This is a genomic window from Robbsia andropogonis (assembly GCF_034047095.1).
Lineage (GTDB): Bacteria > Pseudomonadota > Gammaproteobacteria > Burkholderiales > Burkholderiaceae > Robbsia > Robbsia andropogonis.
Map to the genome: position 1 here is coordinate 1794508 of NZ_CP139170.1, position 25241 is coordinate 1819748.

At 59.3% G+C, this 25241-nt stretch carries 24 protein-coding genes, 1 tRNA gene and 1 riboswitch; of the genes, 14 read left to right on the top strand and 11 right to left on the bottom strand.

The annotated features are described in order from the left end of the window. The first annotated feature begins 469 nt into the window (after positions 1-469). Positions 470-934: an Lrp/AsnC family transcriptional regulator gene (locus tag SJQ66_RS21480; RefSeq protein ID WP_024902335.1), complete on the top strand. Its 465-nt coding sequence runs from the start codon at positions 470-472 to the stop codon at positions 932-934. 28 nt (positions 935-962) lie between these two features. On the opposite strand, the gene SJQ66_RS21485 is transcribed toward SJQ66_RS21480, so the two are convergent. The 4 genes from SJQ66_RS21485 to thiC all read right to left on the bottom strand — a co-directional run bounded on the left by SJQ66_RS21485 (position 963) and on the right by thiC (position 6780). Further along, entirely contained in the window at positions 963-3593 is a 2631-nt protein-coding gene (locus tag SJQ66_RS21485) for an FUSC family protein (RefSeq protein ID WP_320535322.1), read from the bottom strand. A gap of 142 nt (positions 3594-3735) precedes the next feature. Beyond that, positions 3736-4155 carry an alternative ribosome rescue aminoacyl-tRNA hydrolase ArfB gene (gene arfB / locus SJQ66_RS21490; protein ID WP_024902337.1) on the bottom strand — a complete coding sequence of 140 codons (420 nt, stop codon included), beginning with the start codon at positions 4153-4155 and terminating at the stop codon, positions 3736-3738. A gap of 169 nt (positions 4156-4324) precedes the next feature. After that, positions 4325-4585: a glycine zipper 2TM domain-containing protein gene (locus SJQ66_RS21495; protein ID WP_157684930.1), complete on the bottom strand. Its 261-nt coding sequence runs from the start codon at positions 4583-4585 to the stop codon at positions 4325-4327. A 248-nt stretch (positions 4586-4833) separates the two neighbouring features. Beyond that, positions 4834-6780, bottom strand: coding sequence for a phosphomethylpyrimidine synthase ThiC (thiC, locus tag SJQ66_RS21500; RefSeq protein ID WP_024902339.1), 1947 nt, complete (start codon positions 6778-6780; stop codon positions 4834-4836). Between the two features lie 330 nt (positions 6781-7110). After that, a riboswitch (TPP riboswitch) is annotated at positions 7111-7217 on the bottom strand. A 324-nt stretch (positions 7218-7541) separates the two neighbouring features. Between thiC and SJQ66_RS21505 the strand changes: the two genes are divergently transcribed. Further along, the gene (locus SJQ66_RS21505) at positions 7542-7727 is read left to right on the top strand and encodes a hypothetical protein (protein ID WP_024902340.1); all 186 of its coding nucleotides are present in this window, start codon (positions 7542-7544) and stop codon (positions 7725-7727) included. 196 nt (positions 7728-7923) lie between these two features. On the opposite strand, the gene SJQ66_RS21510 is transcribed toward SJQ66_RS21505, so the two are convergent. Then, positions 7924-8064 carry an entericidin A/B family lipoprotein gene (locus tag SJQ66_RS21510; protein ID WP_024902342.1) on the bottom strand — a complete coding sequence of 47 codons (141 nt, stop codon included), beginning with the start codon at positions 8062-8064 and terminating at the stop codon, positions 7924-7926. Between the two features lie 440 nt (positions 8065-8504). Here SJQ66_RS21510 and SJQ66_RS21515 point away from each other — a divergent pair, with 440 nt between their 5' ends. The 3 genes from SJQ66_RS21515 (at position 8505) to SJQ66_RS21525 (ending at position 10204) form a co-directional block, all read left to right on the top strand. Continuing rightward, on the top strand, positions 8505-8681 hold the full coding sequence (locus SJQ66_RS21515) for a DUF1328 family protein (RefSeq protein WP_024902343.1): 177 nt from the start codon (positions 8505-8507) through the stop codon (positions 8679-8681). A 123-nt stretch (positions 8682-8804) separates the two neighbouring features. Further along, positions 8805-9407 carry a ferritin-like domain-containing protein gene (locus tag SJQ66_RS21520; RefSeq protein ID WP_024902344.1) on the top strand — a complete coding sequence of 201 codons (603 nt, stop codon included), beginning with the start codon at positions 8805-8807 and terminating at the stop codon, positions 9405-9407. Positions 9408-9571: 164 nt separating this feature from the next. Further along, a complete protein-coding gene (locus tag SJQ66_RS21525) occupies positions 9572-10204 on the top strand; it encodes a response regulator (protein ID WP_024902345.1) in 633 nt (210 codons plus the stop codon). Between the two features lie 10 nt (positions 10205-10214). On the opposite strand, the gene SJQ66_RS21530 is transcribed toward SJQ66_RS21525, so the two are convergent. Beyond that, a complete protein-coding gene (locus SJQ66_RS21530; RefSeq protein WP_320535323.1) occupies positions 10215-11690 on the bottom strand; it encodes an MFS transporter in 1476 nt (491 codons plus the stop codon). A 191-nt stretch (positions 11691-11881) separates the two neighbouring features. After that, positions 11882-11966, bottom strand: a tRNA-Leu gene (locus SJQ66_RS21535). A gap of 86 nt (positions 11967-12052) precedes the next feature. On the opposite strand from SJQ66_RS21535, the gene SJQ66_RS21540 reads away from it, so the two are divergent. Further along, entirely contained in the window at positions 12053-12715 is a 663-nt protein-coding gene (locus tag SJQ66_RS21540) for a hypothetical protein (protein ID WP_320535324.1), read from the top strand. Positions 12716-12740: 25 nt separating this feature from the next. Here the strand turns inward: SJQ66_RS21540 and SJQ66_RS21545 are convergent, their stop codons facing one another. From SJQ66_RS21545 to SJQ66_RS21560, 4 genes are all read right to left on the bottom strand, one after another. Then, the gene (locus SJQ66_RS21545) at positions 12741-13712 is read right to left on the bottom strand and encodes a Csu type fimbrial protein (protein WP_024902348.1); all 972 of its coding nucleotides are present in this window, start codon (positions 13710-13712) and stop codon (positions 12741-12743) included. After that, positions 13709-16177 carry a fimbria/pilus outer membrane usher protein gene (locus SJQ66_RS21550; protein ID WP_162199088.1) on the bottom strand — a complete coding sequence of 823 codons (2469 nt, stop codon included), beginning with the start codon at positions 16175-16177 and terminating at the stop codon, positions 13709-13711. The genes SJQ66_RS21545 and SJQ66_RS21550 overlap by 4 nt, the downstream gene beginning before the upstream one ends. Before the next feature lie 214 nt (positions 16178-16391). After that, on the bottom strand, positions 16392-17285 hold the full coding sequence (locus tag SJQ66_RS21555; RefSeq protein WP_081764805.1) for a fimbrial biogenesis chaperone: 894 nt from the start codon (positions 17283-17285) through the stop codon (positions 16392-16394). A gap of 79 nt (positions 17286-17364) precedes the next feature. Continuing rightward, on the bottom strand, positions 17365-17844 hold the full coding sequence (locus SJQ66_RS21560) for a Csu type fimbrial protein (protein WP_320535357.1): 480 nt from the start codon (positions 17842-17844) through the stop codon (positions 17365-17367). A 649-nt stretch (positions 17845-18493) separates the two neighbouring features. Between SJQ66_RS21560 and SJQ66_RS21565 the strand changes: the two genes are divergently transcribed. From SJQ66_RS21565 to hscB, 8 genes are all read left to right on the top strand, one after another. Further along, positions 18494-18676: a CsbD family protein gene (locus tag SJQ66_RS21565; protein WP_024902352.1), complete on the top strand. Its 183-nt coding sequence runs from the start codon at positions 18494-18496 to the stop codon at positions 18674-18676. A gap of 476 nt (positions 18677-19152) precedes the next feature. Then, on the top strand, positions 19153-20691 hold the full coding sequence (locus tag SJQ66_RS21570) for an MATE family efflux transporter (protein WP_320535325.1): 1539 nt from the start codon (positions 19153-19155) through the stop codon (positions 20689-20691). Positions 20692-20721: 30 nt separating this feature from the next. Continuing rightward, a complete protein-coding gene (locus SJQ66_RS21575; RefSeq protein WP_024902354.1) occupies positions 20722-21462 on the top strand; it encodes an MlaC/ttg2D family ABC transporter substrate-binding protein in 741 nt (246 codons plus the stop codon). A 353-nt stretch (positions 21463-21815) separates the two neighbouring features. Next, positions 21816-22349, top strand: a complete 534-nt coding sequence (gene iscR, locus SJQ66_RS21580) for a Fe-S cluster assembly transcriptional regulator IscR (RefSeq protein ID WP_024902355.1) — start codon at positions 21816-21818, stop codon at positions 22347-22349. Between the two features lie 150 nt (positions 22350-22499). After that, positions 22500-23792 (top strand): IscS subfamily cysteine desulfurase, encoded by a 1293-nt coding sequence (locus tag SJQ66_RS21585; protein ID WP_390173989.1) that lies wholly within the window; start codon positions 22500-22502, stop codon positions 23790-23792. 16 nt (positions 23793-23808) lie between these two features. Then, on the top strand, positions 23809-24234 hold the full coding sequence (gene iscU / locus SJQ66_RS21590; RefSeq protein WP_024902357.1) for a Fe-S cluster assembly scaffold IscU: 426 nt from the start codon (positions 23809-23811) through the stop codon (positions 24232-24234). 19 nt (positions 24235-24253) lie between these two features. Next, entirely contained in the window at positions 24254-24577 is a 324-nt protein-coding gene (gene iscA, locus SJQ66_RS21595; protein ID WP_024902358.1) for an iron-sulfur cluster assembly protein IscA, read from the top strand. A gap of 112 nt (positions 24578-24689) precedes the next feature. Continuing rightward, positions 24690-25220 carry a Fe-S protein assembly co-chaperone HscB gene (gene hscB / locus SJQ66_RS21600; protein ID WP_046153471.1) on the top strand — a complete coding sequence of 177 codons (531 nt, stop codon included), beginning with the start codon at positions 24690-24692 and terminating at the stop codon, positions 25218-25220. The last annotated feature ends 21 nt before the right edge of the window (positions 25221-25241 follow it).

A 25241-nucleotide genomic window follows, 5' to 3' on the forward strand; every position in this document is an offset into this window, starting at 1 on the left:
ATCGACTATGTCGGGCGAGCACGCGACCCTTGCTTTTTCGCGCAGGATGCGGAAATCCGCATGCAAACCACAAATCCTACGGAACTCTAACTGGATCGTCCATTGTTCCCCCTTTGCAATAAATTACAGTGAAACCAGGGCAAGCGTGATGACAGCGATTAAAAACGCCGTTCCGCGGCACAACGTCTTATGGCGGCAGTGACATCGTGCGTGGCGAGACGGTGTGCAGATAAAGTGATTCCTATCCATTTTTAAGATTGTGCAGCATCGGCAGCATTTATTTTCAATTATCTCTAATAAAGAAAAAGAAAAACGATGTTATTGCGGCATTTATCAGCAATGTCATCGCCGCGGAATCCTGTATGCGCTTCAGTGCGTGCAATTCCGACGGGTCCCAAATGGAGCAAGGGCTTCCTCCAAATAACAAGGTTTGGTAAAAAATGTTCACATCAAACAAGGGGATGAGGCGATGAGATTCGATGCCACGGATAAACGCATTTTGGAATTGCTGCAACGGGATGCGTCTATGCCCCTGTCGGAGCTGGCACAGCATGTGTGCCTGACGCAGACGCCGTGCTGGAAACGCGTACAGCGCTTGAAACGCTCCGGTGTGATCCGGCGCCAGGTGACGTTATGCGATGCAAGTGCCTTGGGCGTCGGGACGACTGCGTTCGTCAATGTCTCGAGCGATCGTCATTGCGCCGAATGGGCCGAAAAATTTATCGCGGTCATTGCGCAGGTGCCCGAGGTGGTGGAGGTCTATCGGATGACGGGCGACAGCGATTACCTGTTGCGGCTCGCCGTGGCCGGCATCGATGATTTCAGGAAAATCCTGGCCAAACTCGAAGACGCGATTACTGTGCGTAGCATGACAACACATTTTGCCATCGAGCAGATCAAATATTCGACCGCGCTGCCGGTGCGTGAGACGTAGGCCGCTTACGACGCGACGTTCATGGCGCTCAGCGCGGGGGAATGACTGCCGGCGGTTGCATGGTCGTCACGGCCGGTGCCGCCGTTTCGGCGGCGTCGATCGACTCGACGGCCCTCGTCGACGCGCGGGCCGGGGGCGAGTCACCGGGGCCACCGGTCGCGACGGACGCCACGGGCATCGGCGCCTGTTCGGATGGTGTTTCGAGAGGCGGCATGTCCGTTGTAGCCAGCGGCAGGTGGATGGCCGCCGCATTACGCCGCAACAGCAGCGCCGCGCGTAGCATCTGCTTGGTTTGATACACCAGCAGCTTGATGTCGTTGACCCGTTCCTCGGTCATCGCGGGATCGACCCCGCTGGCCTCGATCGTGTCGGCCGCCACGCCCATCTCGTCCAGTGCCCGGCTGATTGCCCGGTTTGCCTCGGCATCCACGCCGATCGGCGGCACGCCCGGGAGCCTGGGCGCCGGCTGTTCCAGGGTTGCCGCCTCGGCGGCGGCGAGGTGATGGCTGATGGCGTCGAGTGCCGCGCGCAACGCCGGCGGCTCCAATGACACGGGTGTCGTGCTGGTCTCCCCACTGATGGCGTCCTTGTCCGCATCAATGGTCCCGCGCGCACGTTGCGATGCCGCACGCTCGGACAATGTGTGACCTGACCCAGCAGGCAATGCGGCAACGCCGGCGCTCGCCATCAGCGGCGCCGCGGCGGTGATATGCGATGCCAGTGTGTGACACTGGACAATCAGGTCATTCAGCTCGGCCACATAGATCCGCTTCGATTTTGGTTCACGCATCATGCGGCGAAACGCCTGGCCGAGGTTTGCATGCGTCGTGTGAACAACCTTTCGGGCCAGGCGGAATTGATAGTCACGGTCCAACGCTTGCGCCTGGCGCTGAGTGGATGTGAGGTCCGGCGCCCGCAATTTCGCATTCGCTTGGCGCACCGCATCCAGGTAGTCACGGATCGCTTTCAATGCCGCCTTCACGGTCGGCCCCATCAGCCGATACTCCCAATTGGCGAACAGGTAACTGATGCCAACGGCGATCATGCATCCGACGATCGTGTCCACCGCGCGTTCGCCGATCAGACGCATGCCTACTGGCGCCAATAAGTGGTAGAGCAGTAACACATAGGACGAGATGAAGACGACCGCGGCGGCGTAATTGATCAGCAGCAGCGAGTAAGCCATGAGCATGCAGGCGAAGGTGACCGCCAGAATCAACGGAGGGCTATGGAAGAAATGCAGGAACAAGACGCTTGCGGTACATCCCAGAACGGTGCCGAAGATCCGTTGCGTATTGCGTTGCCGGGTCAGCGAGAAGCCCGGCTTCAGAATGATGACGGTGGTGAGGACGATCCAGTAACTGTTGGTCAACGGGAAGAGCGCCTGCATCAGCTTGCCCAGCGCGAGTGCCGCGGCCACGCCCAATGTCACCCGCAGCGCGTGGCGAAATGGCGGGGAGGTCATGTTCAGGTTCGACAGCAACTGCGCGGCCGTTATCCGGCGGCTGTCGAGAAAGCGCGACAGCGTCTGGTCCACCCGCATGACCGTTTCGTTCTTGTCGCCGTCCTCGGTTTCTCGCGTGCGGCGATGCAGGCGGTCGATCATCCGCGCTACGGTCCACACGCGACGGAAGCTGGCGGAGATGGCCGCGTAGGCTTCGGAATCGCGTGCCGGAAAGTTCCGGCGTCGCATCTTGTCGATCTCGTATTCAATCGCGCGCAATTCGGCGCGGTTTCGCACCCGTTGCACGGACGCGCGGTCCTGCAGGATCGCTAAACCAATTTCCTGCAAATCGTCCGCGCATTTCTCCAGCAAGTCGTGGAAAAAGACCAGGAGATCGGGGTTGTCGTCACCAAACGTATTGCGCAGCAACGCATAGTCCGTGTGGGCGCTGATGGCGGTCTCGTGCAGGTCTACCGCATCGATGAACAGGTTGAACAGCCTCACACGCCGTGGATCGCCATCGCTACGCTTCAGGCGGGGCAAGCGCCGCAAGACGATATCGCGCGCCGCGTCTTGTTGCTCGACCGTGGCGATCTGCTTGTCCACTAGATCCGAATAGGCATCTTCCAGACTGCTGGACGCGTCATAAAACCTGGCGCGTGCCCGCAAGTACTCGGCGATCGAGAATATCGACTCTCCCAGAACCTGGCGTTCGATGCGATCGATCTGGAGCCGACTCAGCGAATAGCTCCAATAGGTATACCAGAGGCTACCAGCGAGCATCCACGATGCATTGACCAAGGCGCCGAGCGGCGTGAGATGCTGCTCTAGCGTCGTGATCATCATGTATAGGGACGCAAAACTGATCTGCGGGCCTTTCGCTCCCAGCATGACGATCATTGACAACACGAACGTCAGCGGTACCACCGTTAGCCAGAGCGTCAGCGGGTTGGCGGTCGCGATGCCGGTCACAAGGGCGGACAGGAAGCCCAGCACCGAGCATGCCAGCATTTCGTTATGCTTGTACTTCAGCGGGCCGGGCAAGTCCACGACGCTGGCGGCAATGGCGCCGCTGGCCACTGTGAACGCGAGGGCCTGCGCGTCGAAGACGAAAAGCATCACGATGCCGGGCAGGACGATGCCGAGCGATATCCGTAATCCGCTGAACAGGTGCTGACTGTAGAGGAACTTTCTTATTTCGACCGAATAGCGCATAGACCAGGCAGTGCCGCAATGCATCATCGGGCAAGGGCGCGATGTCGCAGCATTCTCTTTGCGCAAGTCTAAAGCATTTCGTCTTGACCGGGCACCGCTGGATCAGCATTGAGACAATGTGAGCCGATCTGGCAAGGGGCGCTCAGTCTAGAGTGACTTGTCCGCGTTGCGCCTTTGTCTTCGCGCGGTGGGTTTTTTCTTCCAGGCGGCGCCGCACGCTGCCATGAGAAGGTCGAGTGACGCGGCGTGGTGTTGGTGCATACCAGACCGATGCGATCAGCGCGTGCAGGCGGTCAAGCGCGTCGATCCGATTGGCTTCTTGATGGCGCTGCGTTTGCGCCTTGATCAACAGCAATCCGTTGCGCGTAATGCGACGATCGGGTAATTCGAGCAACCGCCCCTTGACGGCTTCGGGTAGCGACGATGCAGAAATGTCGAAGTGCAGGACGACGGCGCTGGAGACTTTGTTAACGTTCTGACCGCCGGCGCCTTGCGCGCGAATGGCCGTGAAATGATAGTCAGCAGGCGCCAACACGATACGAGGTGGAGCGGAGGAAGACATGGCAGCGAACGTGAACCGCTCAATAATAAAGGGCGGCAAACGCCGCCCCTCCCAGGAAGTAGGACACTGGGTCCACCGGATAGCCACGCCGTCCGGTGGACCCACCCCGCAGATCTTACCTAAATACGGCAGGCCTCCAACACTTCCATTGTACGCCGATGGCGCCTGCTTATTTACCGACTTGGTTGCCGATAAAGCCGCCTGCCGCCGCGCCACCGACGGTACCCAGCACGCCGCCGCCCAGCGCCGCTCCCGCCGCGCCGCCGACGCCTGCACCAATGGCGGTGTCACGCTGACGTGTCGTCATGCCGCCGCAGGCCGTCAAACTGGCAATCAACGTCGCGGCAACGATTCCAGCGGCGATCCGCCGCGCGCTGCGTGCGCCGGCCTGTTTGTTCTGCTGTGCGGCATCAACATTGGCGTGCGCCATCGGTTCAACGATGACCGTCGAAGCCGCGCTGTCTGGATGTACTTTCATCTTCCACTCCTGTCTTCCTGACGACGATTTTTAATTTGATTGTGTCGAGGCCGTCCAGACGGATAGTGGACCGTTGGCTTGTCAAAGTGGCGGGCGATTGCCGATGCACCTGGCGAGACGCAGGTCGACCAGACGCGGTCGTCCTCACACACAGATGCATAAGCAATAAATGGTCCTGGATATAGAGTCGTATATTTTGCTCAGGTAGCGTGATAAATCTCACTACCCTTGCGGACGAACTCAATTGCTTTCGTGGTCATGCCTTGCTGCAGTGCGTCCTGATCGGAAAGACCTTGCTCCGCGGCATAAGCCCGCACGTCCTGAGTGATCTTCATCGAACAGAAATGGGGGCCGCACATCGAGCAGAAGTGGGCGACCTTGGCCGAATCCTTTGGTAACGTTTCGTCGTGGAACAACCGCGCCTTGTCCGGATCGAGGCCCAGATTGAACTGATCCTCCCAGCGAAATTCAAATCGTGCCTTGGACAAGGCATTGTCCCGGATCTGGGCGCCGGGATGCCCCTTCGCAAGATCCGCCGCATGGGCGGCGAGCTTATAGGTAATGATGCCTTCCTTGACATCTTCTTTATTCGGCAGCCCGAGGTGTTCCTTGGGCGTGACGTAGCACAGCATCGCCGTGCCGTACCAGCCAATGTTCGCCGCGCCGATACCCGAGGTGATGTGGTCGTAGCCAGGCGCGATATCCGTCGTAAGTGGCCCCAAAGTATAGAACGGGGCTTCATGGCAGGCCTCCAGTTGCAGGTCCATGTTTTCCTTGATCAACTGCATCGGCACGTGCCCGGGGCCTTCGATGATGGTCTGCACGTCATGGCGCCAAGCCACTTGCGTCAACTCGCCCAGCGTACGCAGTTCGCTCAGTTGCGCTTCGTCATTCGCGTCGTAGATCGATCCCGGGCGCAGGCCGTCGCCGAGGGAGAAGCTGACGTCGTACGCCTTCATGATCTCGCAGATGTCCTCGAAGTGTTCATATATAAAGCTTTCCCGGTGATGCGCGAGGCACCATTTGGCCATGATCGAACCGCCTCGGGAAACAATGCCCGTCATGCGCGACGCCGTCATCGGAACATACCGCAACAGCACGCCCGCATGAATGGTGAAGTAGTCGACCCCTTGCTCGGCCTGTTCAATCAGCGTGTCGCGAAAAATTTCCCAGGTCAGCGCCTCTGCCTTGCCGTCCACTTTTTCCAGCGCTTGGTAGATGGGCACCGTACCGATGGGTACCGGACTGTTACGCAGAATCCATTCGCGCGTTTCATGGATGTGCTTGCCGGTGGACAGGTCCATCACCGTGTCTGCGCCCCAGCGGGTCGCCCATGTCATCTTGTCGACCTCCTCACCGATCGACGACGTCACCGCGGAGTTCCCGATGTTCGCGTTGATCTTTACGAGAAAGTTTCGACCGATGATCATCGGCTCACTTTCCGGGTGGTTGATGTTGTTCGGCAGGACGGCTCTGCCGCGTGCGATCTCGTCACGCACGAACTCAGGCGTGATGGCGCGCAGGCCGCCAGGGAGCGCAGCCGGTCCGCCCACGGCGGCCGCGCCGAACGCCTGACCGGGATGTTGGCGACCAAGCAACGTTGCCATTTTTTCACCGGTCGGCCCCGCCGCCCGCAGCGTGGCGAGGTACGCTTCGCGATTCTGATTCTCCCGGATGGCGACGAATTCCATCTCGGGTGTCACGATGCCCTGGCGCGCATAGTGCATCTGCGTGACGTTTGCGCCGGCCCGGCCGCGTCGGGGTTGACGTTGGAGACCGGGGAATCGTAGGGCGGTGGTGCGGGAATCGGCTGCACGTTCCCGACTGAAGACGCTCGACAGGGCGGTAAGCCATTCAGTGTCACCGCGTTCTTCGATCCAACCGGCGCGCAGCGCCGGCAAGCCTTGGCGTACGTCGATCGGAATAGTCCCGTCGGTGTAGGAACCGGATGTGTCATAGACATAGATCGGAGGATTCGGCTCGGCGCCAAAGCTGGCGGGGGTATCCGACTGGCTGATCTCGCGCATCGGCACACGCAGGTCTGGGCGGGAGCCTGTCACATAAATCTTGCGTGAATTTGGCAGCGGCGCAACGGCTGCCGCGTCGACGTGGGCGTCGGCGGAATGAAAATCGACTTTGGCGTGCATCGTGAGGCTCCGTTCTATGCAAGGTACGCCGACGATGCCGTCGGCGTCAAATCGGTTGAGCGACGCTGACAGGCGCGGACGAAGCGGATGCGCTCGAACGCCGGCAGCGTTTTTCGCGGCGCGACTGAACGCAAGAATGCGTCAGGCGGCCGCACGCGGCGCGGGGAGAGACGTGGGGATCGAATTGACCGCGGTGAGGGCCGAGAAGGGCGCGCGGTGGACGGGAGGGGCGTGGTGCCTGTGCGGGTTGAGCGCACGATGCGATGTGCGGCGCAAGGAGAACCCAACTCGCTCGACCCGCTCCGTTCTCACCGTCCGTCACTGCCACTTTTCCTCGACCAAAGCGCTTCCTTCGCTGGCATTACCCAGATCAGGTTCGAAGGGTATTTCTCACCGTCGGCCAGTTTAGATTGGCCGCAGGACCCCTGCGCGTTGTTACGCAGACAATACACAAACGTCTGCGTCGCGGCAAGCCGAATGCCGTATTTGCGGGCTCCGGGCCACGACGATGACCTTCCGTAAGACCGTACTGAATGAAGCCCGAGACAGTGACGAAAATGCACCGAAGCGCTTGCCAGGAAGAGGAAAGACGTCAGGAAAACCAGCTAACATCGCCGTACAGGGTGTCATTACTGTGTAGCGGACAAAAAACAATGTTACAAAACAGAGGGTGGATTGTCTGGGTCAGGATGAGTCGAGCGATAGGGAATACCCTATAATAGGGTTAACCCTGAATAAACGGTACTGACCTGGAACCTCCCATGAAACTGTTGGATCAACTTGTCGCGCTACTGTTTCGCCGTGCCGCGGTCCGACGTGAAGCGCGCGAGGCCGCATACCTATCTGACGCTGCGGATTTGAACGAATTGGCGTTGCGGGTACAAGAATTGGAGCGCCATGCTGGTCGCGTGCGTCGGCCGCGGAAAGGGGATGCAGCGCCGGCTTGATTTGCCTAATGGGGCATCGCCTGCCTCGATCAGGGCGGAAGCAACGGCATCGGTCTGCCACTGCTTCTTGTCAGGCGTTCAGAAAAAAAAGCACGCCGTGGCGTGCTTTTTTCATCTGCGTCCGGTGAAATCGAAGACGCATCTGCCAATATTGTCGCGTGATCCGATGATGTACCGCCCGCGAAACGGCAGGTAATTACTTGCTCTTCTCTGCCGAATTTGTCAGCGCGTTTCCACCAGCTGAAATATCCTGGCCAGCGCCAGCCATGGTATTGCATCCGGCCAGCATGGACATAGCCGTAGCGGAGAGCAGCAGTAGGGCGACGATACGCTTCATGATGAGTTCCTCTTCCTGTTATTGTTGGTAAATCAACGATCCCTGAATCTTGGAGAGACGCATGGGTCCGCGTTGTCGGCAGCCGACCTTTTGATCGTTCGAGGGTCATCAAGAGGGGCTTCGACCTCAAACCACAACACATCCAACCGTTCAGTTCCGCGATTTAAGCAAGAATCGTGCGCAGATGAATGTAAGTAAATCGTATAGTAAAGACGTGGGATGTGCTGTCGGTTGCCGCTGATATCCAGGTAAGAAGATTCTTACTATTTTTCAACGTACCGCCTTATTGCCTGCGTGGATAGCGAGCGGCGGATTGTCTCGCTGTCGGCGTATTCCCACATAAGAACTGGCAAACGGCCGATTTTCGCAACGTCTCATCCTGCTTAAGATGAGCGCATTGTTCGAACAATCGATCAAAAAAACCAATAAGGGGGTACACGATGCTGAAATGGGCATTGATATTCGCTGTCATCGCCTTGGTGGCTGGGGTCTTCGGTTTCACCGGGATTGCAGCGGGGGCCGCGAGCATAGCGAAATTCCTATTTGTATTGTTCTTGGTGCTGTTTGTTATCTTTTTGCTGCTCGGTTTCACGGTGGCCAAAAAGATTGTCGATTAGCGCAGCATGTCATTGCGGTTTCTGAGCAGGCGCGTTGCTTGCTCAAGTGTTACCAGGCCGCACCCGGCGGGTTCAACCCGGGAGCGTCGGATAACGGAATACCGACAGAGTCGAGGAGAAATAATGGTTAGCGCACTGAAGCAAGTAAAGCAGGCCAGCCCCACACAACCGGGCAAAGACGATTTTTCGATCGATTTGGACACGATTCGCCGCCGGGCGCGTGAACACATCAAGAATGGCGCCGTGACGGAGTCATACGCTGCGAACCGTGAAACGGTCTTGAAGCTGCTGAATGAGTCGTTGGCGACGGAAATCGTTTGTACCCTCCGTTACAAGCGCCACTACTTCATGGCAAAGGGCATTCATGCTGAACCGGTTGCTGCTGAGTTTCTAGAGCATGCAAACGAGGAGCAAGAACACGCTGACATGCTTGCGGAACGCATTGTCCAATTAGGAGGTGAGCCGAATTTTTCGCCAGAAGGCCTGTTGACACGTTCGCATTCGGAATATGTCGAGGGTGAGTCTCTGAACGATATGATTCGTGAAAACCTGGTTGCCGAGCGTATTGCAATTGATACGTACCGGGAAATCATTGCTTATCTGGGTGAAAAAGACCCGACTACACGTCGCGTGTTTGAAACGATCCTCGCTGTAGAGGAAGAACATGCGGATGACATGGCAGACTTTCTCGACCCGGATGACGGTGCGAAGGAAAACCACCACTGACAGCCATCTGACGTGATGTTGTCGGCACGTGAGGTCGGATAATTCTTTTATGTCAATGACCGGTGTGGCGATTGCCACTGCCGGTTTTTGCCGTTTCGACGGTCCGGGCAAAGCGGACGATGACGCGTTAGAATGGGTGTCTATCCACCGGAATGGCGCCCTCGATGATTGAGATCCTGATCGCAGATGATCACGCGATCGTACGCAGCGGTCTCGCGCAAATCGTTTCCGACGAGCCGGATATGCGGGTCAAGGCGGAAACGGCGACGGGCGACGACACGATCGCACGGGTGCGCGAAACCTCGTTCGATGTCGTGCTGCTCGACATTGCCATGCCTGACAAGAACGGCATCGATACACTTCGTATCATCAAGCAAATTCGTCCGGACATGCCGGTCCTGATGCTATCGGGTTATCCGGAAAAACAATACGCCATCAGCCTGTTGCGTGCGGGCGCGAACGGCTATGTCGCGAAAGATGTGCCGCCGTCGGAGATTTTACGAGCAATCCGTACGGTCGCCCGCGGTCACCGCTACCTGTCGGAATCTACTGCGGATGCCCTCGCGCGAAAGCTCGAGCAGCCAAACGATGCGTTGCCGCATGAAACGTTATCGGAGCGCGAATTTCAGATTTTTTGTAAATTATCGCAAGGTCGCCTTCCCACCGAAATCGCCGAGGAGCTCCATCTTTCTGTCAAGACCGTGAGCACCTATCGCTCACGCGTTCTTGAAAAGATGGCGATGACGACCAATGCCGATCTGACCTACTACGCGATCAAGAACCGGCTGATCGACTGACGGCTGCCCATCACCCTGCCGGCTTGGCACGCAGCCGCGTCAGGCTGATGACCGTTGCGACCAGCCCCGCGCTGGCCGCGATCAGCAACGACAACTGCATCGCGTGCGCGTCCTGCCGCGCGGCATCAAGGTCCGTCAGCGATGGGATGCCCGCGGCGGAATGTGCATCATGCGAGCGCGGCGTGGTGTAAATCGCCAGTACGATCGCCACCAAGGCGGCTCCCAGACATTGCCCGAATGTTCGAACCACCGCTAGTACGCCAGACGCGTTGCCGCTGAGGGCGCGCGACACATTTCCCAGCATCTCGCGGTTATTGGGGCTTTGGAAAAAGCCAAAGCCCATGCCACACAGGAGCGCCCGCCAGCCAATGTCCCACGGTGTGGCATGCATTGGCAGCAGCGAGAGTAATACCATGCCGATCGTAAATACGAAAAGGCCCGCCGTGGACAGCGCCGCCGGCGGGTAGCGATCGGCCAGTCGGCCTGCATGCGGTGCGGCAAGGACGATGCCGATTGGCCAGGGCGTGAAAAGCAGTGCGGAGATGAAGGCGTCGTAGCCGTAAGCGTTCTGGAAAAGGAAAGGCAGCGCGATGAAGGTAATGCCCTGACCGGTGAACGAAGCGAGTGATGTCAGTGCCGCGAGTGAGAACCGTGAGGACGCAAACAAGTTAAGCGGTAACAACGGCTGTAGGGCACGACGTTGCCGCAAAACAAACAAGATGCCGCAGACGATGGCCAAGCCGGCATAGCCGCCGGCCGTGGCAACGGTGTGCATGTACGTGGCGGGCTCGCCAAGACGCGCGCAGGAATCCGTTGCCATGATTAACGCGCCCATCGCTACCGCTGACAATACCGCACCCGCGACATCGAATGGCGCGCTCGTCGGCGTGCGGTTATCCGGGATCGCGCGCAGTGAAAGCAGTATCGCAATGGCGCCCAGCGGCACATTGATGGCGAACAGCCATTGCCAGCCCAGCACCGTTAATAATGTGCCGCCCAGCGTCGGGCCGATCGCCGTGCTGGCGGCTACCAGTAGCGCGTTGAGACCAAGTATGCGGCCTAACAGACGAGTAGGGAAGACGACACGGTACACCGCGGGGCCGATGCTTAGCATGGCTGCGCCGCCAAGGCCTTGCAGCAAGCGCATGGCGGTTAGCACGTCGAGCGACGTCGACAGGGCACAGCCAAGCGATGCCAAGGTGAAGACGGCCAGTCCGCCGCTGAACAACGCGCGAAATCCGACGCGTGAGGCGAGGGCGGCGAACATGATCAGCGTCATGGCGGCGGTAAGCAGATAGCCGTTGGCGACCCATATCGTGGCGGCAGGGCTGACATGCAGCGCGCGGCCGATCGAGGGCAGCGCGATATTGACGATCGAGCCGTCGAGCACCGCCATGGCGGTAGCGGTCATGACGGCCATCATTGCCAGGCGACGTTCAGGTCCCGGCAGTCCTTCGTCGTATGGTTGTTCCGAAAACAATCCCATTCTGTTTTCTCCACGGCGCCATTTTCATTCCATCATGGCGGTCGAACTTACCGGCAAATCGCAATGTCTTCGCGTCGGTATCGACGCATCGAACGCCAGCAATCAATGCCGTGTCAATAATATCAAGGGAAAATACCTGCTGTGCGCGATAGGAGGTGAAGATGCGTCGCGCTAGGTCGTTGACTTTGCTGTGGTGCCGGGGACGGGACTTGAACCCGTAAGCCTTGCGGCGGCGGATTTTAAGTCCGCTATGTTTACCAATTTCATCACCCCGGCGAGCAAGAGCGGCATTCTAACACTGGTACGGGAATCCTCGCAAAAATCAAGAACGGTCATTTTGTGCCGTTATCCTAGGTAAGCCCATGGAAGTCGTCGCTGTCGTGGGTGTTGCATGGCTGGCAGGTCGGCCGCCTTCCCGCGCTTTTGCGACGAGGATTTCTCTGCCGATTGCAAACATGATTCCCTTCGCCTATCGCCGCAAACGCGCTATTGTTTTATCCGTTGTGGGTCCAACGCGACCTGCGACGCGTGGTGCCGCACCCCGGGCAGTGCTTCAGGCGCGCCCGGCCTTCGCGACCTTGACATGGTTTCATGCGACTGCGGCGGTTATCGTGGTGGCGGCTTTGTTGCCTCAGCGCAGCCATGCTCGTGCGGACGGCAGCGTGATGACCACGAGCGTTCAGGTGTCGTTGAAGATTCAACAAAGCTGTCAGATCGATTCTGCCGATGCATCCGGCGCCATCGCCGCCAGTGGCGCGGCAAGTACCACGAGCGCATCAACGGGCGCCAGTGGCGTTGCCGTGGTTGCTAACCCGCCGACGTCGGGCAATACGACTTTGGTGGCCTCCAGCAAGTCGGCCAGTAGCGGAACAGGGCAAGGCGCCGATGCGGCGCCTAAGGTAAGCTGCCAGTTCGACGAACCCTATGGGATTGTCACTACGACCTCAGCGGACCCCACGGCTCGCGCTGCCGTTGCTCCCGACGGTACAACGCCGTTAGCACGGTTTTGGACAGTCTTGTTCTGATGGATATCGCGATACAAGCGGTTTGTCAGAACACAATGGTCGCGGTAATCGTATCGGTATAACTACCCGGCGGTGGCGCGGTCTGGGCAGGGACGACGCCATAGACGGGAACGGTCTGCGCCAGCCCCGTCCCGACGGCGGTATAGGCGGACCCGGTGGTGCCGTCTCCCCAGATCACGGTGCGCGCCGCATCGGAATACAACTGATAGTTGATACGGTTGCCCGCTGTCGATTGCATGACGCGCGCACCGATATTGCCGCTCGTCCCTGCATTGAGCGAAATCCGGTAGGCATCGTTATTCGTGCATGTGACGCTGAGTGAGCCGGTGGTGGTCAATGGCGTTGTCAGTCCGGTTGCAGCCGCAAACGCGACGTTGGTCGTTGCGATCGTGCAGTTGTTGACCACGGGGGCGGATACGGTGAAACCGAACGTGCCGCTGCTGGCCGCAGTGCTACAGGACGGCGCGCCTAACAGATAGAACCCTGCTCGCAATGCCGTCTGCCCGGCCGTGATCGTTTGGGAATAGGTTGTCGTTGCATCATTCAGTGTCGGGACGGTAGGTTGATTACCGGTCACCTGCCCGTAGTAGGTCAGCGTCGCGGACGCGGTCGTACCGTTGCTCGGCTTGGCCAGCGTGACCGTCAGCGGCGTCGTATTCAATGTCGACGCGCCCCACGGGATCGTCCGCGCGTTGTCCGTATAAAGACCATACGCCAAGGTATTGCTGCCCGCGCTCAGCGTGCGTGGCAAGGGTGCCGTCAAGTCCAGGCAGACGAGAACCGTCGGTGTCAGGGTCACGCTATTCCATGTGCAACTTACCAGGATCGAGCCCGTGCCATTCACGGAGGCTTTCGAGATTGGGCTGACGTTGGAAAATGTCAGGTTGGTCGGCGTCGCCGTACAGGTCTCCGCCTGCGCCACGCGCGGCAACAGGCCGCACGCGAATAAGACGATCAGCGTAGCGATGACAGTCGTCCAATCGCGGCGGGGCGTCATCGTAATGCTCCACGCACGCTGAGCGGTATCTCACTTCGTGGCGTCATTGTCCGCACGGCAGGGCTGTCATCCTGCTTTTCCGCTTGTGCCCCGGTCGGGAGTCCGGCACGAGGCGTCTTGCCTACGCCGCCGCCACATACCAGGGGGCCAATTGCCTGCAATCCCCCATTAGTGGCGCGTTGGTAGTCGAAACGTACCTCGCAACTGCGCTGACCATCGGTAATCCGCAGACGATTGGTCGGTCGCAGATCATCCACGAAAGTCTGACCGTCGTATCCGACGATCGTCTCCTTGCCGTTGTCCTCGTTGATTACCCGTAGGCCCGGTGCGATCGGCAGGCGATTCTCATCGACCAACGTGATTGATGCGGCGTCGTAGTGCCCGATCCCGAAACGCCCGAGTACGCCGGTGCGTGATTCCGGCACCAGATCCAGGGCCGTGCTTGCGACCCTGGCATCAGCGGGGAGCTTCATCGCATCGATGCTGACTTGATTATGCTGGTATGCGTTGAGGTCTGGAATCAGCAGCAAGCCACGTGAATTCGTGTTGCCGATGACCCTGTTCTGATGCAGCACCGGGATGTCCTTCACGCCATCGGTCGATACGAGTGCGAATGCATCATCGATACGGCGCGACATCAATGCGGCGCCGTCCATGAATACGACCGCGCCTTGGAGATCGAGCGACGTATTGACCTGCCCCTGGAACGATTGCGCCACCGCAGTGACCTCGCCCGGATTACCGATGTACGAGACCTGTCCTTGATCATAACCCAGCGTGCCCGCGCGGCCGTGCTGCACTGCCCAGCCAAACCCGCCGGCGTAATCGGATGGACGGCTCGCGCTGACGTTGTATGAATTCGCGCCATTCTGACGTCCCATTGTCGTGTTGATCGAGGTTCCGGTGCCGCCGCCGCGACTGCTTCCGAGACCCACGTTCACTGAAACGAAAAAGCCATTGGTGGGTTGGTCGCCGAAGTCCTTGAACAGCGAAAGATTCACGGAGCCGATCGTGCCGATGTTCACCACGTAGGAGAGGGAGCCGATCCGCGAGCGTGGTCCGGTCCTTTGCCGCAAGCCGATATAACTCAATGCCAGCGACTGTCGTTTCAGAAATGGAAAGGAAACGGTCGCGCGGTCCTGTGCGGTCGGCACGACATCGCCTTCTCGGGCGGCGATGTCGCCGTAATTGGCAAGGGTGCGGATCGTTTCCGCGTTGATCGAGAAATTCGGTCGAATCAGTTGATAGCCGAGATCCACCTGCTGGCCCGCATAGCGTCCGGCGCTGAATGCCAACGCGCCGTTGAGCACCCCCGCCTGTCCGAGTCGGACCAGGCCACCGGCCCCCACCACGCCTTGCCCGGTCGACACTTCCGCATGGCTGTTGAGCGTGATTTCCGAGGTGTAGCCATAGGCGGTGGTTTCGCTGATCACGGGCCGCGTATCGTAATCGAACGATGACAGTCCGTAATTCCGCCGGAGAAAGCCGGCTTCCACCGAATAGCTGGTCAAGCCGGTGGCCAGCAGTCGGGTGTCGACATACAGCGGCACCGAGGTGGTAACGGATCGTCCAAGGGCGTCGCGGGTCACGACAGTCGCCACGCCCGCGCCTGTAATACCGGGCACCTGGTTCAGGACGAACGGGCCGGTAGGCACTTGCGAACTGAACTGCCGGATGTCGTTGATATACAAGTCCACCGACGACGGTACCGCGGTCGTACCGCGCAGGCTTGGAATCGGATACGTGACGAGATCCGGACGCAGTGCGAAATTACGCCGCCATTGGATACCTCCCATCCGTACTGATCGCGACCACCCCAGTGATGATGACAACGTGTCGCCCATCAGCAAGGTCGACAGGCTGTCTTGTTTCGAGCGCGTCCAGGAGGTGTCATATCGCGTGAAGCGGGTCTGGCCACCGTTGATGTCGAGGATGCCGGTCAGACTGAAGACGCCGGACGGTGCGAAGTACCGAAATTCGTCGAACATCGACGTACGCCAGCGCGGTGTGGCCTCGCTGTAGATATCGTAGTTGACGACGAGCCCCCGCTGCGACGTAGCGGTCGGGGGCGCCGATATACCGCGAGCGTTCAGGGTATTTGGCTGACGCAGCGCGTCGGGCACCTGCAGAGACACGCTCTGGCGTGCCGCATCGAATGTATAGCGCAGCCCGATGATCGTATCGAGCGAGACGTCCGGCTGTGCGGTCAGGCCAAGGCGGTCCGTCAGAATACCGAGGTCGCGCAAATCACGTCCGCTGGCGGAGAGTCGCCCGTGGCGCGACACAAAACGCGCGATCAGGCCCGTGGCCTCGCCGTTGATCGTGACATCCAGATAAAGCTCCTGCGGCGTGGCCGATCCGTCCGCGGCGCTTGCCGATGGCGAGATGCCTCCGCCGAGGTCCAGACCGCTGGCCTCCGCGCCACCGCCGCGTACGGAGCCTTCGGCTGGGGCACGTGTCGGCATCGGAGCGCCTGGACCGGCCGGACTAGCAGGCGCACGCGATGCCGGTGTCGACACGGTCGTGGATGACGCCGGTAAATGCGAGCCTGTCGGCGAGGTCGATGACGTGGACGGGCTGGTGGGCATGGAGGTTTGCGCTTCCGCATGCGTTAACACGACGGACGCGCCAAGCAGCGGGAGGGCAGCCAGCGCAGCGGTGTACCTGCAAGGGGCTCCGCTACCTCGACGCATGCGCCAGCGCCGGCATTGCCTTACCGGACGAGTTTCGCAGCGATACCGCCGATCCCGGTGACACGCTGACGATTGCCTCGCTGCTTGTCGCGTTGATCATTGCCTGCAAGGGCTCCGTCGGACGCAAGCGCGCATCCTCTGGAATCGGCACTTCCCATTCTCGCGCTTGCCCCGCCAACGCATAGCCTAGGAGACCTTTGTTGATTTCGTAACGATGCTGGCCGTCACCGATATGAACGTTGGCGATCTGTGCGCGACGCACACCGCCATTTGCGGCGCGCAGCACCCATTTACCGTTACGTCGAAAAAGTCGCCAGTCCAGCGGCGGAATGGCGGCATTCATGGCGGCGGCACCTGGTCCGGTACTCGCGCCATTTCCCCCTGCCGCGCGCGCGGCCTGCTCCAGGGTGCCGGCAGTGCCGGCGATGAAAACGGGGACCGAATAGCGGAGTCGAATCGTGACGCCACCGGATGGGGTATCGCTTGGTGTCGGCAGCTCGTCTATCAGCAATCGATAGCTTTGCTCGGTCGCGGACGCGCGCACATTGCGCCGGACCAGACGCACCAATTGCTCGGAGCGTGGCGCGATTTGGATCAGGGGCGGGCTGGCGATGAGGTCGTCGGTGGCCGATAGCGCATCCTGTCCTTCGGACTGATTCCACGAGAAGACCCGCACCTGGCCGTAAAGTGGTTGATCACCCGGATTGCGTAAAGTCAGGCCGACCGCATTGGTCTGAGTGTCAAACTCGACGGTGACGGGAGAAATCTGCAGGCTGGCGGACCACGCCTGTCCGCCCGCCGATAAAAGGCCTGCCAGAACGCTGTACGCCGCCCAACGCACCCAGGTTCGAATTTGATGCGACCCGCGCGTTGTCTTCATGTTGCTACCCTTATCCGCCAGCATGCTTCGGGTTACACGCGAGGCGACCCTCGCTATCGCGTGCGGCGGTAACGGACGATCAGAAGTAGACCGTCGCCGTGACCGTCGTTTGATACGTGTCGGGTCGCGGTGTGGTGGTTTGGGTGGGCACCTGGCCATGAACAGTAAGTGACTGTGTCGCACCGCTACCCGTTCCCGCCACGGTGTTGGTTCCTTGCGTGTTGCCCCACACCGTCGTGCGACCGGTATCTGAATACAATTGGAAAGGCACCGTCGCCGTATTGCCCGTCGCGGTACCCGCCATCAGCCGCCCCGCCACGGTCGAGCCGGATACCGTGCCCGCGTCCAGGCCGACGTTATATGGCGTCGTGTTGGTGCAATTGACCGTCAATGACGACTGCTGGTTGATCGCGGCGGTCAGCACCCCACTGGTACCGAAGTTCAATGCGGTTGTTGCAATCGTGCAATTCGCCTGAAGTGTCAATGAAACCAGGAAGGTGGCCGTTGCCGTGCCGTTCGTATAGACCGCCGCATTGGATACGGTGGGCACGATGGCCAAGGTGGAAGCGGCAACAAAGGCGACAATTGCTGTAGCAGGATGCAGAAACTTTTTCACGATCAACTCCGCGCCATCGCAGATAAAACAGCCAGGAAGCTGACTGTACCCGCCGTCATAAGCGTCGCTTGCATGCAAAAGACATTCGCTATCGTCGGCTGAAATGGAGTCTACGTCTCCCGCATTCCCGTCGACAAACAGAATATCGCATTACGGTATTCGATTTGTATTATAGCGACAGATTATGGGTATTAGAATAATGCAATGCAATTTTTATTGAACGATTGTTTAAATTAATCGTTAAATATAAATTGATTTAAAGTAAGTTCATCCGCTTTTCATAAAGAAATTTATCAATATTCATCTCGATATAATCCTTCCTGTTCGTGCCGTCGGCGTTGTGCGGAGGGAGGAGCGTTGCCCTTGTTTCCGCGTGGCGTGTGTCTTCTTTGGTAAAAACCATTTACGGGAACACGATACCGGTCTATTTGTAAGACACGTCCTACTCGTGAATCGTCCACTGACGGATATTCGACGGAACGAGCGGGCGTGATACTGCACACGCGCCATTGATCTGACCATGCGGGTCGAATTCGGTCTATGGCGTAGCGCATGTTAACGCATCAGACGCCCGAGGGCGGAAGGAGGCGAGATGAACAAGGACCAGATCGCTGGCCGTGCGAAAGAGCTGGCTGGCAAGGCGAAATCGATGATTGGCCAAGCGACGGGCAAGCCCAGTACTGAGGCGAAGGGGCGAGCACAGGAACTCGGTGGGAAAGCTCAGGCGGCGTTTGGTGATATGAAGGATAAGATGAAAAAAATCGATACGCATTGACGTGCCGGTTTGAAGAACAAAAGGCAAGTTGGGGACGGAGTGAGGTAACCGGCATTAGACCGGCGGAGGGCGACTTCTTGGAAGTCGCCCTTTTTCCTTGCGCACTGCCTGTCATGTGATGGCGCTTTTCCCGTGCATCGTCAGCCATTGCGGCCAACAAGCAAGGACCAAACCGCCCAGTGATCGGTCCCCGGCTGATCTCTTGCGCCACTTCGGTAATTTGTCCGGGTTTGACGCGAATGAATAGCGTTGCGCCGATTTGGCTGTTATTCTCGAACTCCTCCTGCTGGCCGCCTTCCGCTTCGCGGATCGACGCGTCACGTCGTGGTACCTGCACTATCCGCTGTACACGCGCCTGCCGCTCGATTCCAGTTGGCGCGCGTTTCGATCTTGAGTTTGTCATGTCGTATCCCAATCGCTTTCCATGCGCTCTTGCGCGTCTGCTTTGTCTTCCGTTTGCTGGCTTGGCGAGGTTCTTGCCGCCCTTCCTTCGATTCGACGCCGCTGATCGACGTGCCGAAGTGCGGGCGCTGTTGCCGTTGGCATTGCCGTTGATTGCAACGCAATTGGCTGGCATGGCGATGAATGTCGTCGACGTGATCTTGGCGGGGCATCTCGGTCCCGCCGTGCTGGCGCCCGTTGCAATCGGGGCGGGCGTATGGGGATTGGCGTACATCGCCATCAGTGGTTTGATGTCGGCGTTGCCGGCGGCCGTAGCGCATCTTGTTGGCGCTAAACGGCTGGAGGAAGTCTGGCCCTTATTTCGTCAGGCGGCCGTGATGGGTATCGTGTTCGGTGCCTCGCTGTCAGTGGTCCTGTGGTTCGGTGGTCCGGTGGTGATCAATGCATTTGGCGTGACACCCGACCTCGCGCGCGACGCGGGCTATTTCCTGCATGCCATTGCCGCGGGGGCGCCCGCCTTGGGGTTGTATTTCGTCTGTCGCGGTCTGTCCGAAGGACTATCGATGCCGCGACCGAGTTTGGCGTTTGGCTTGCTGGGCCCGATACTGCTGGCGCCTGTTGGCTACACGTTGATGTATGGTGCCGGACCCATTCCGGCAATGGGCGTGGTTGGCTGCGGACTCGCGACCGCGATCGTAGAGTGGTGTATCGGGTTGGGCTTTGCTTGGTATATCGTTTCAAATCGTCGCTATGCGTTCGTTCGGGACGTTGCGGTCACGCGAGCGGGAACCGTTGTGGCAGCGGGGCCGTTTGCCGATGTGAACATGGTTGGAAAACAGCAGTCAGGCGATGGGCCGCTCTCGGACGTCTCCCATCACGCCACTATCCCGGCAAACGCGCCATCCCGAATTGAAACGGCGACCTGGCGTGACCTGATTCGAAATGGTCTACCAAGTAGCGTTACCTGGTTGATGGAAGGGAGCTTGTTTATCGCGACGGCGCTGGTGATCGGGCGGCTCGGCGACACCGCGGTGTCGATGCACCAAATCGCGCTGAATGTGGCTTCGCTGACGTTTATGATTCCCCTGGGGATGGCGATGGCGGTTTCGGTGCGCGTTGCCGGTGCGCGCGGCCGGGGCGATGCCGAGGGGGCGCGGATCGCGGGGCAAGTCGGAATAGCGCTTGCGCTTCGCGTGCAACTCGTCCCGATCCTGATGATGCTGCTGCTGCCGGTACCCATCATCGGGCTATATACCGGAGATGCGACGGTGGCTGCGGGCGCGGTGGTCTTGTTGCGACTGGCAGGCCTGTTCCAGTTGTCGGATGCCCTGCAAGTAACCGCCAATGGCGCACTGCGCGGCTATAAGGACACCCGAATGCCAATGATCGTCACCTTGTTTGCTTATTGGTGCGTCGGGATGCCCGTGGGCATCTGGCTATGCCTCGATATGGATTGGGGCCCGGCGGGAATGTGGTGCGGTCTGGTGGCGGGGTTGAGCGTTGCGGCGGTGCTGCTGACGCGCCGCTTCATCCGTACGAGCCGTGCCGACGTTCACGCCATGGCCGCAAACCCCGATGTCGCGTCGTCACGAGACCATCGCGTGCTAACCTGAGCGTTTGGCACGATAAGAAAAGGAAATGCGATGCGAGATACCGTGACTGTGGCAATACATGGGCCGCGCGCGTCCCGGCGCACGCGGTGCGCGCTGGCGGCCGTGCTGTCCGTTAGTCTGGCGTGTGGTCTCCAGGGCATCGTGCGAAGCGCGGCAGCTCAGACGACGATGGCGCAAGTGCACGCAACGGCAAAAGCGGGCACCAGCGTCGACGACAGCACGCCGCAGTCGTTGATTGAAACGCTATCGGCGTCGATCTTGCATACGATCAAGGCGGACCCACAAATCAAGGCGGGCGATACACATCGCATTGAACAGGTCGTCAATACGCAGTTGCTGCCGTATACGGATTTTCGCAAGACCACGCGCTTGGCCCTGGGTCCGGCCTGGCGGGATGCGACCGAAGCCCAGCGTGATGATCTGGTGCAGCAGTTTGAATTGCTGCTGATCCATTTGTACGCGGGTGCGGCGGCCAAAGTGGGTGATCAGACGGTCAATGTAAAGCCCGTGCGGGTTGCCGCCGACGCCACCGACGTGGTGGTGCAGACCGACGTCATCAGCGGAGGCCAGCCCTATCCGGTGGCCTATCGGCTTGAAAAGGGCGCGAATGGCTGGCGGATCTATGACGTCAATGTCGCCAATCTTTGGCTCATTGCAGCCTATCGACCGCAGTTCACCTCGAAAGTACAGGCCTCAGGCGTACAGGGCTTGATTGCATTCCTGCAGCGCCGCAATAAAGAACTGGCGCAGCAGGGGGCGGGTACGCCGTAATTTAATTGCCCCCAGCGGTCGAGGCAAGGCCGTGTGCGAGACGCCGTGCGCTGCAGAAATAGGCCAAAAGGCGGAGAATGACGTCTCTGGCCTAGTCGAGTGATATTGCCTATTGCTTTCCGGCATGATTTCAGGGCGGAAGACCGGGCGAAAACTTGACTATTTTGCTAGGGGATTTATACTTGACGAAAGTTGTCGGGATTGATGCGTTTGTCGCGCTACCCGGCTTTCCGACGAAAAGGCAGGACGTTGCCACACGGTAGGAGTAGGCAGGTCCGCATGGTCGAATGGCAAGATCCGACCCGATTCATGCCTTGGCAGTCGAAACACTCACTTGAATGCGAGGCTCCCTGATGAGACTCACGACAAAAGGCCGTTTTGCAGTAACCGCGATGATCGATTTGGCGCTCCGCCAGGACCAAGGTCCGGTGACGCTCGCGGGCATCAGTCAGCGCCAGAAAATCTCTCTGTCGTACCTGGAACAATTGTTCGGAAAATTGCGCCGACATGAAATCGTCGAAAGCGTGCGGGGGCCGGGTGGCGGATACAATCTGGCCCGCCGTGCGGCGGACGTGTCGGTAGCGGACATCATCATCGCTGTCGATGAGCCGATCGATGCAACGCAGTGTGGTGGCAAGGGTGAATGTGAAGGCGCGAAGCAGCCGAGCGGCCATTGCATGACGCACGAGCTATGGTCGACACTGAATCGGAAGATGGTCGAATATCTGGATTCCGTCTCGCTGCAGGATCTGGTTGACCAGCAGGCAAAGGATCAGCCGGCGACCGTGGTGCGCGAGCGTCGTCAAACCACCCAGAGCACGATCGAACCGCCAGCGCGCGTTGTGCCACGTGGGCCGAATTCGGTGTTCAACCTGGCGCGTTCGTGACGCGTTGTGGTGGATGCGCAATGATGCCGATGTCACGACTGGCGCGGTATCGAGCGTAGCGCGTCGTGTTTTTCACGCGACGCAACGGTTTCACGGGATGGCCGCGCTTGACTGCGCGGTGTCCTTCAAGATGGTGGAGTACCCAAGATAATGAATAACGACATTCCTCACCTGCAAACGGATTTGGCCACGTTGAAGTCTCGCCTGAATGTAGACGTCACGATGCCGATCTACATGGATAACAGCGCGACGACGCCGACGGACCCGCGCGTTGCCGATGCGATGATCCCGTTCCTGTATGGGTCGTTCGGGAACCCGGCCTCGCGCAGTCACAAATACGGTTGGGATGCCGAGAAGGCTGTCGAGCTGGCGCGCGAGCAGGTGGCATTGCTGGTTAACGCAGACCCGCGAGAAATCGTCTGGACATCAGGGGCAACGGAGTCGGACAACCTTGCCATAAAAGGGGCCGCGAATTTCTACAAGGGCAACGGCAAGCACATCATCACGGTCAAGACCGAGCACAAGGCCGTGCTTGATACGGTGCGTGAGCTTGAGCGCCAAGGTTTCGAAGCGACCTATCTGGATGTGCTGGACAACGGTCTGATCGATATGGCGGCGCTGGAAGCGGCCATTCGCCCGGATACGATCCTGGTGTCGATCATGATGGTGAACAACGAGATTGGCGTGATTCAGCCGATCGCCGAAATAGGTGCGATGTTGCGCGCGACGGCGAAAGCCCGTAAGACGCCGATCATTTTCCACGTCGATGCGGCGCAGGCAACGGGCAAGGTCGAGATCGACCTGGCAAAGCTGGATGTCGACCTGATGTCGTTCTCTGCGCATAAGACCTACGGTCCGAAGGGTATCGGGGCCTTGTATGTGCGCCGTAAGCCACGCGTGCGGATTGAGGCACAAATGCACGGCGGTGGTCATGAACGCGGCATGCGTTCGGGCACGCTCGCACCGCACCAGATTGTCGGCATGGGCGAGGCGTTCCGTTTGGCGCGTGAAGAAATGGTCAACGAAAATGCCCGCGTCGGCGCGTTGCGCGACCGTCTGCTGAATGGCCTGAACGAACTCGAAGAAATTTACGTGAATGGCGACCTGACGCACCGGGTCGCCCACAATCTGAATATCAGCTTCAACTACGTTGAAGGCGAATCGATGATCATGGCCGTGAAGGATGTTGCCGTGTCATCGGGCTCTGCCTGTACGTCGGCGTCGCTGGAACCGTCTTACGTGCTGCGCGCCTTGGGCCGCAACGATGAATTGGCGCACAGCTCGATTCGTTTCACGCTTGGCCGGTTCACGACGGAGAAGGAAGTCGACTTCGTTATCGCTTTGATGAAGAGCAAGATCAACAAGCTGCGTGACCTGTCGCCTCTGTGGGAAATGTACAAAGACGGCATCGATCTGAATTCGATCCAGTGGGCCGCGCACTGATTCAGGAGAATGTGAAATGGCATATAGCGACAAGGTCCTCGACCACTACGAAAATCCCCGCAATGTCGGGTCGTTTGACAAGAACGACGATAGTGTTGGAACCGGCATGGTTGGCGCGCCGGCGTGTGGTGACGTGATGAAATTGCAGATCCGCGTGGGCGCCGACGGCATCATCGAAGACGCGAAGTTCAAGACATATGGATGCGGTTCCGCCATCGCGTCCAGTTCGCTGATCACGGAGTGGGTCAAGGGCAAGACGCTCGATCAGGCAGCGGCAATCAAGAACGCGGAGATTGCTGAAGAGCTGGCGTTGCCGCCGGTCAAGATCCATTGCTCGATTTTGGCGGAAGATGCTATCAAGGCGGCAATCGCCGACTATCGCGCGCGGCACGGCGCGGCAGGTGTCGAGTCGACGGCGACGTCGTCGGCTGCGGCCGCTTGAGAATAGAGACAGGAAGGTCATGGCAATCACGTTGACGGAAAAGGCGGCGCAACACGTATCCAAGTTCCTGGTTCGCCGGGGCAAGGGTGTGGGTTTGCGCCTGGGCGTGCGGACCACGGGTTGTTCAGGGCTCGCCTACAAGCTTGAGTACGTGGATGCGTTGGAAGCGGAAGATCAGGTCTTTGAGAGCCACGGCGTCAAGGTCGTGGTGGACCCGAAGAGTCTTGCGTATATCGATGGCACCGAACTCGACTTTGCACGGGAGGGCTTGAACGAAGGGTTCAAGTTCAATAATCCAAATGTGAAAGACGAGTGCGGTTGTGGCGAATCCTTCCGTGTCTGACGAGATGCGTGCTGCGCGCACGGTGACGAGTCGCGCGAAGATGCAGGCAGGAGAACAGGGGGTGCCGGGCGCGGAGGATACGCTCGATGCTGTCAAGCAGGCGGCACCGGCATTGGCGCGCGCCGACGCCGACCATTTCGATTTATTCGGTCTCCCACGTCAATTCGCTGTCGATGCCGACGTGCTGGCGCAGCGCTACCGCACGATTCAATCGCAGGTGCATCCAGACCGCTTCGCCTCGGCGGGCGAGGCGCAAAAGCGCATCGCGATGCAATGGGCCACGCGCGCCAACGAGGGATATCAAACGCTGCGAGATCCGCTGGCACGGGCCTTATATTTGCTAACGCTGCGGGGTATCGACGCGAGCGCCGAGCGCAATACCGCCATTGCGCCGGCATTCCTGATGCAACAGATCGCGTGGCGCGAAGCCATCGAGGATGCCGCGGCGGCGTCGAACGTCGGCGCCTTGGATGCGATGCTGCGCGAGTTGCAGGACGCCAGCCGACAACGGTTCGACAAACTGGCGGGCTGGCTCGATAGTCAAGCCGACCAGCCCGCGGCGGAAACGGCGCGGGAATTGCTCTTTATCCAGAAAGTGGCGGACGCCGCGCGCAAGCAGATCGAGCGGCTCGAAGACGCATAGCAGGCCGTTTCTGCCGCGGGT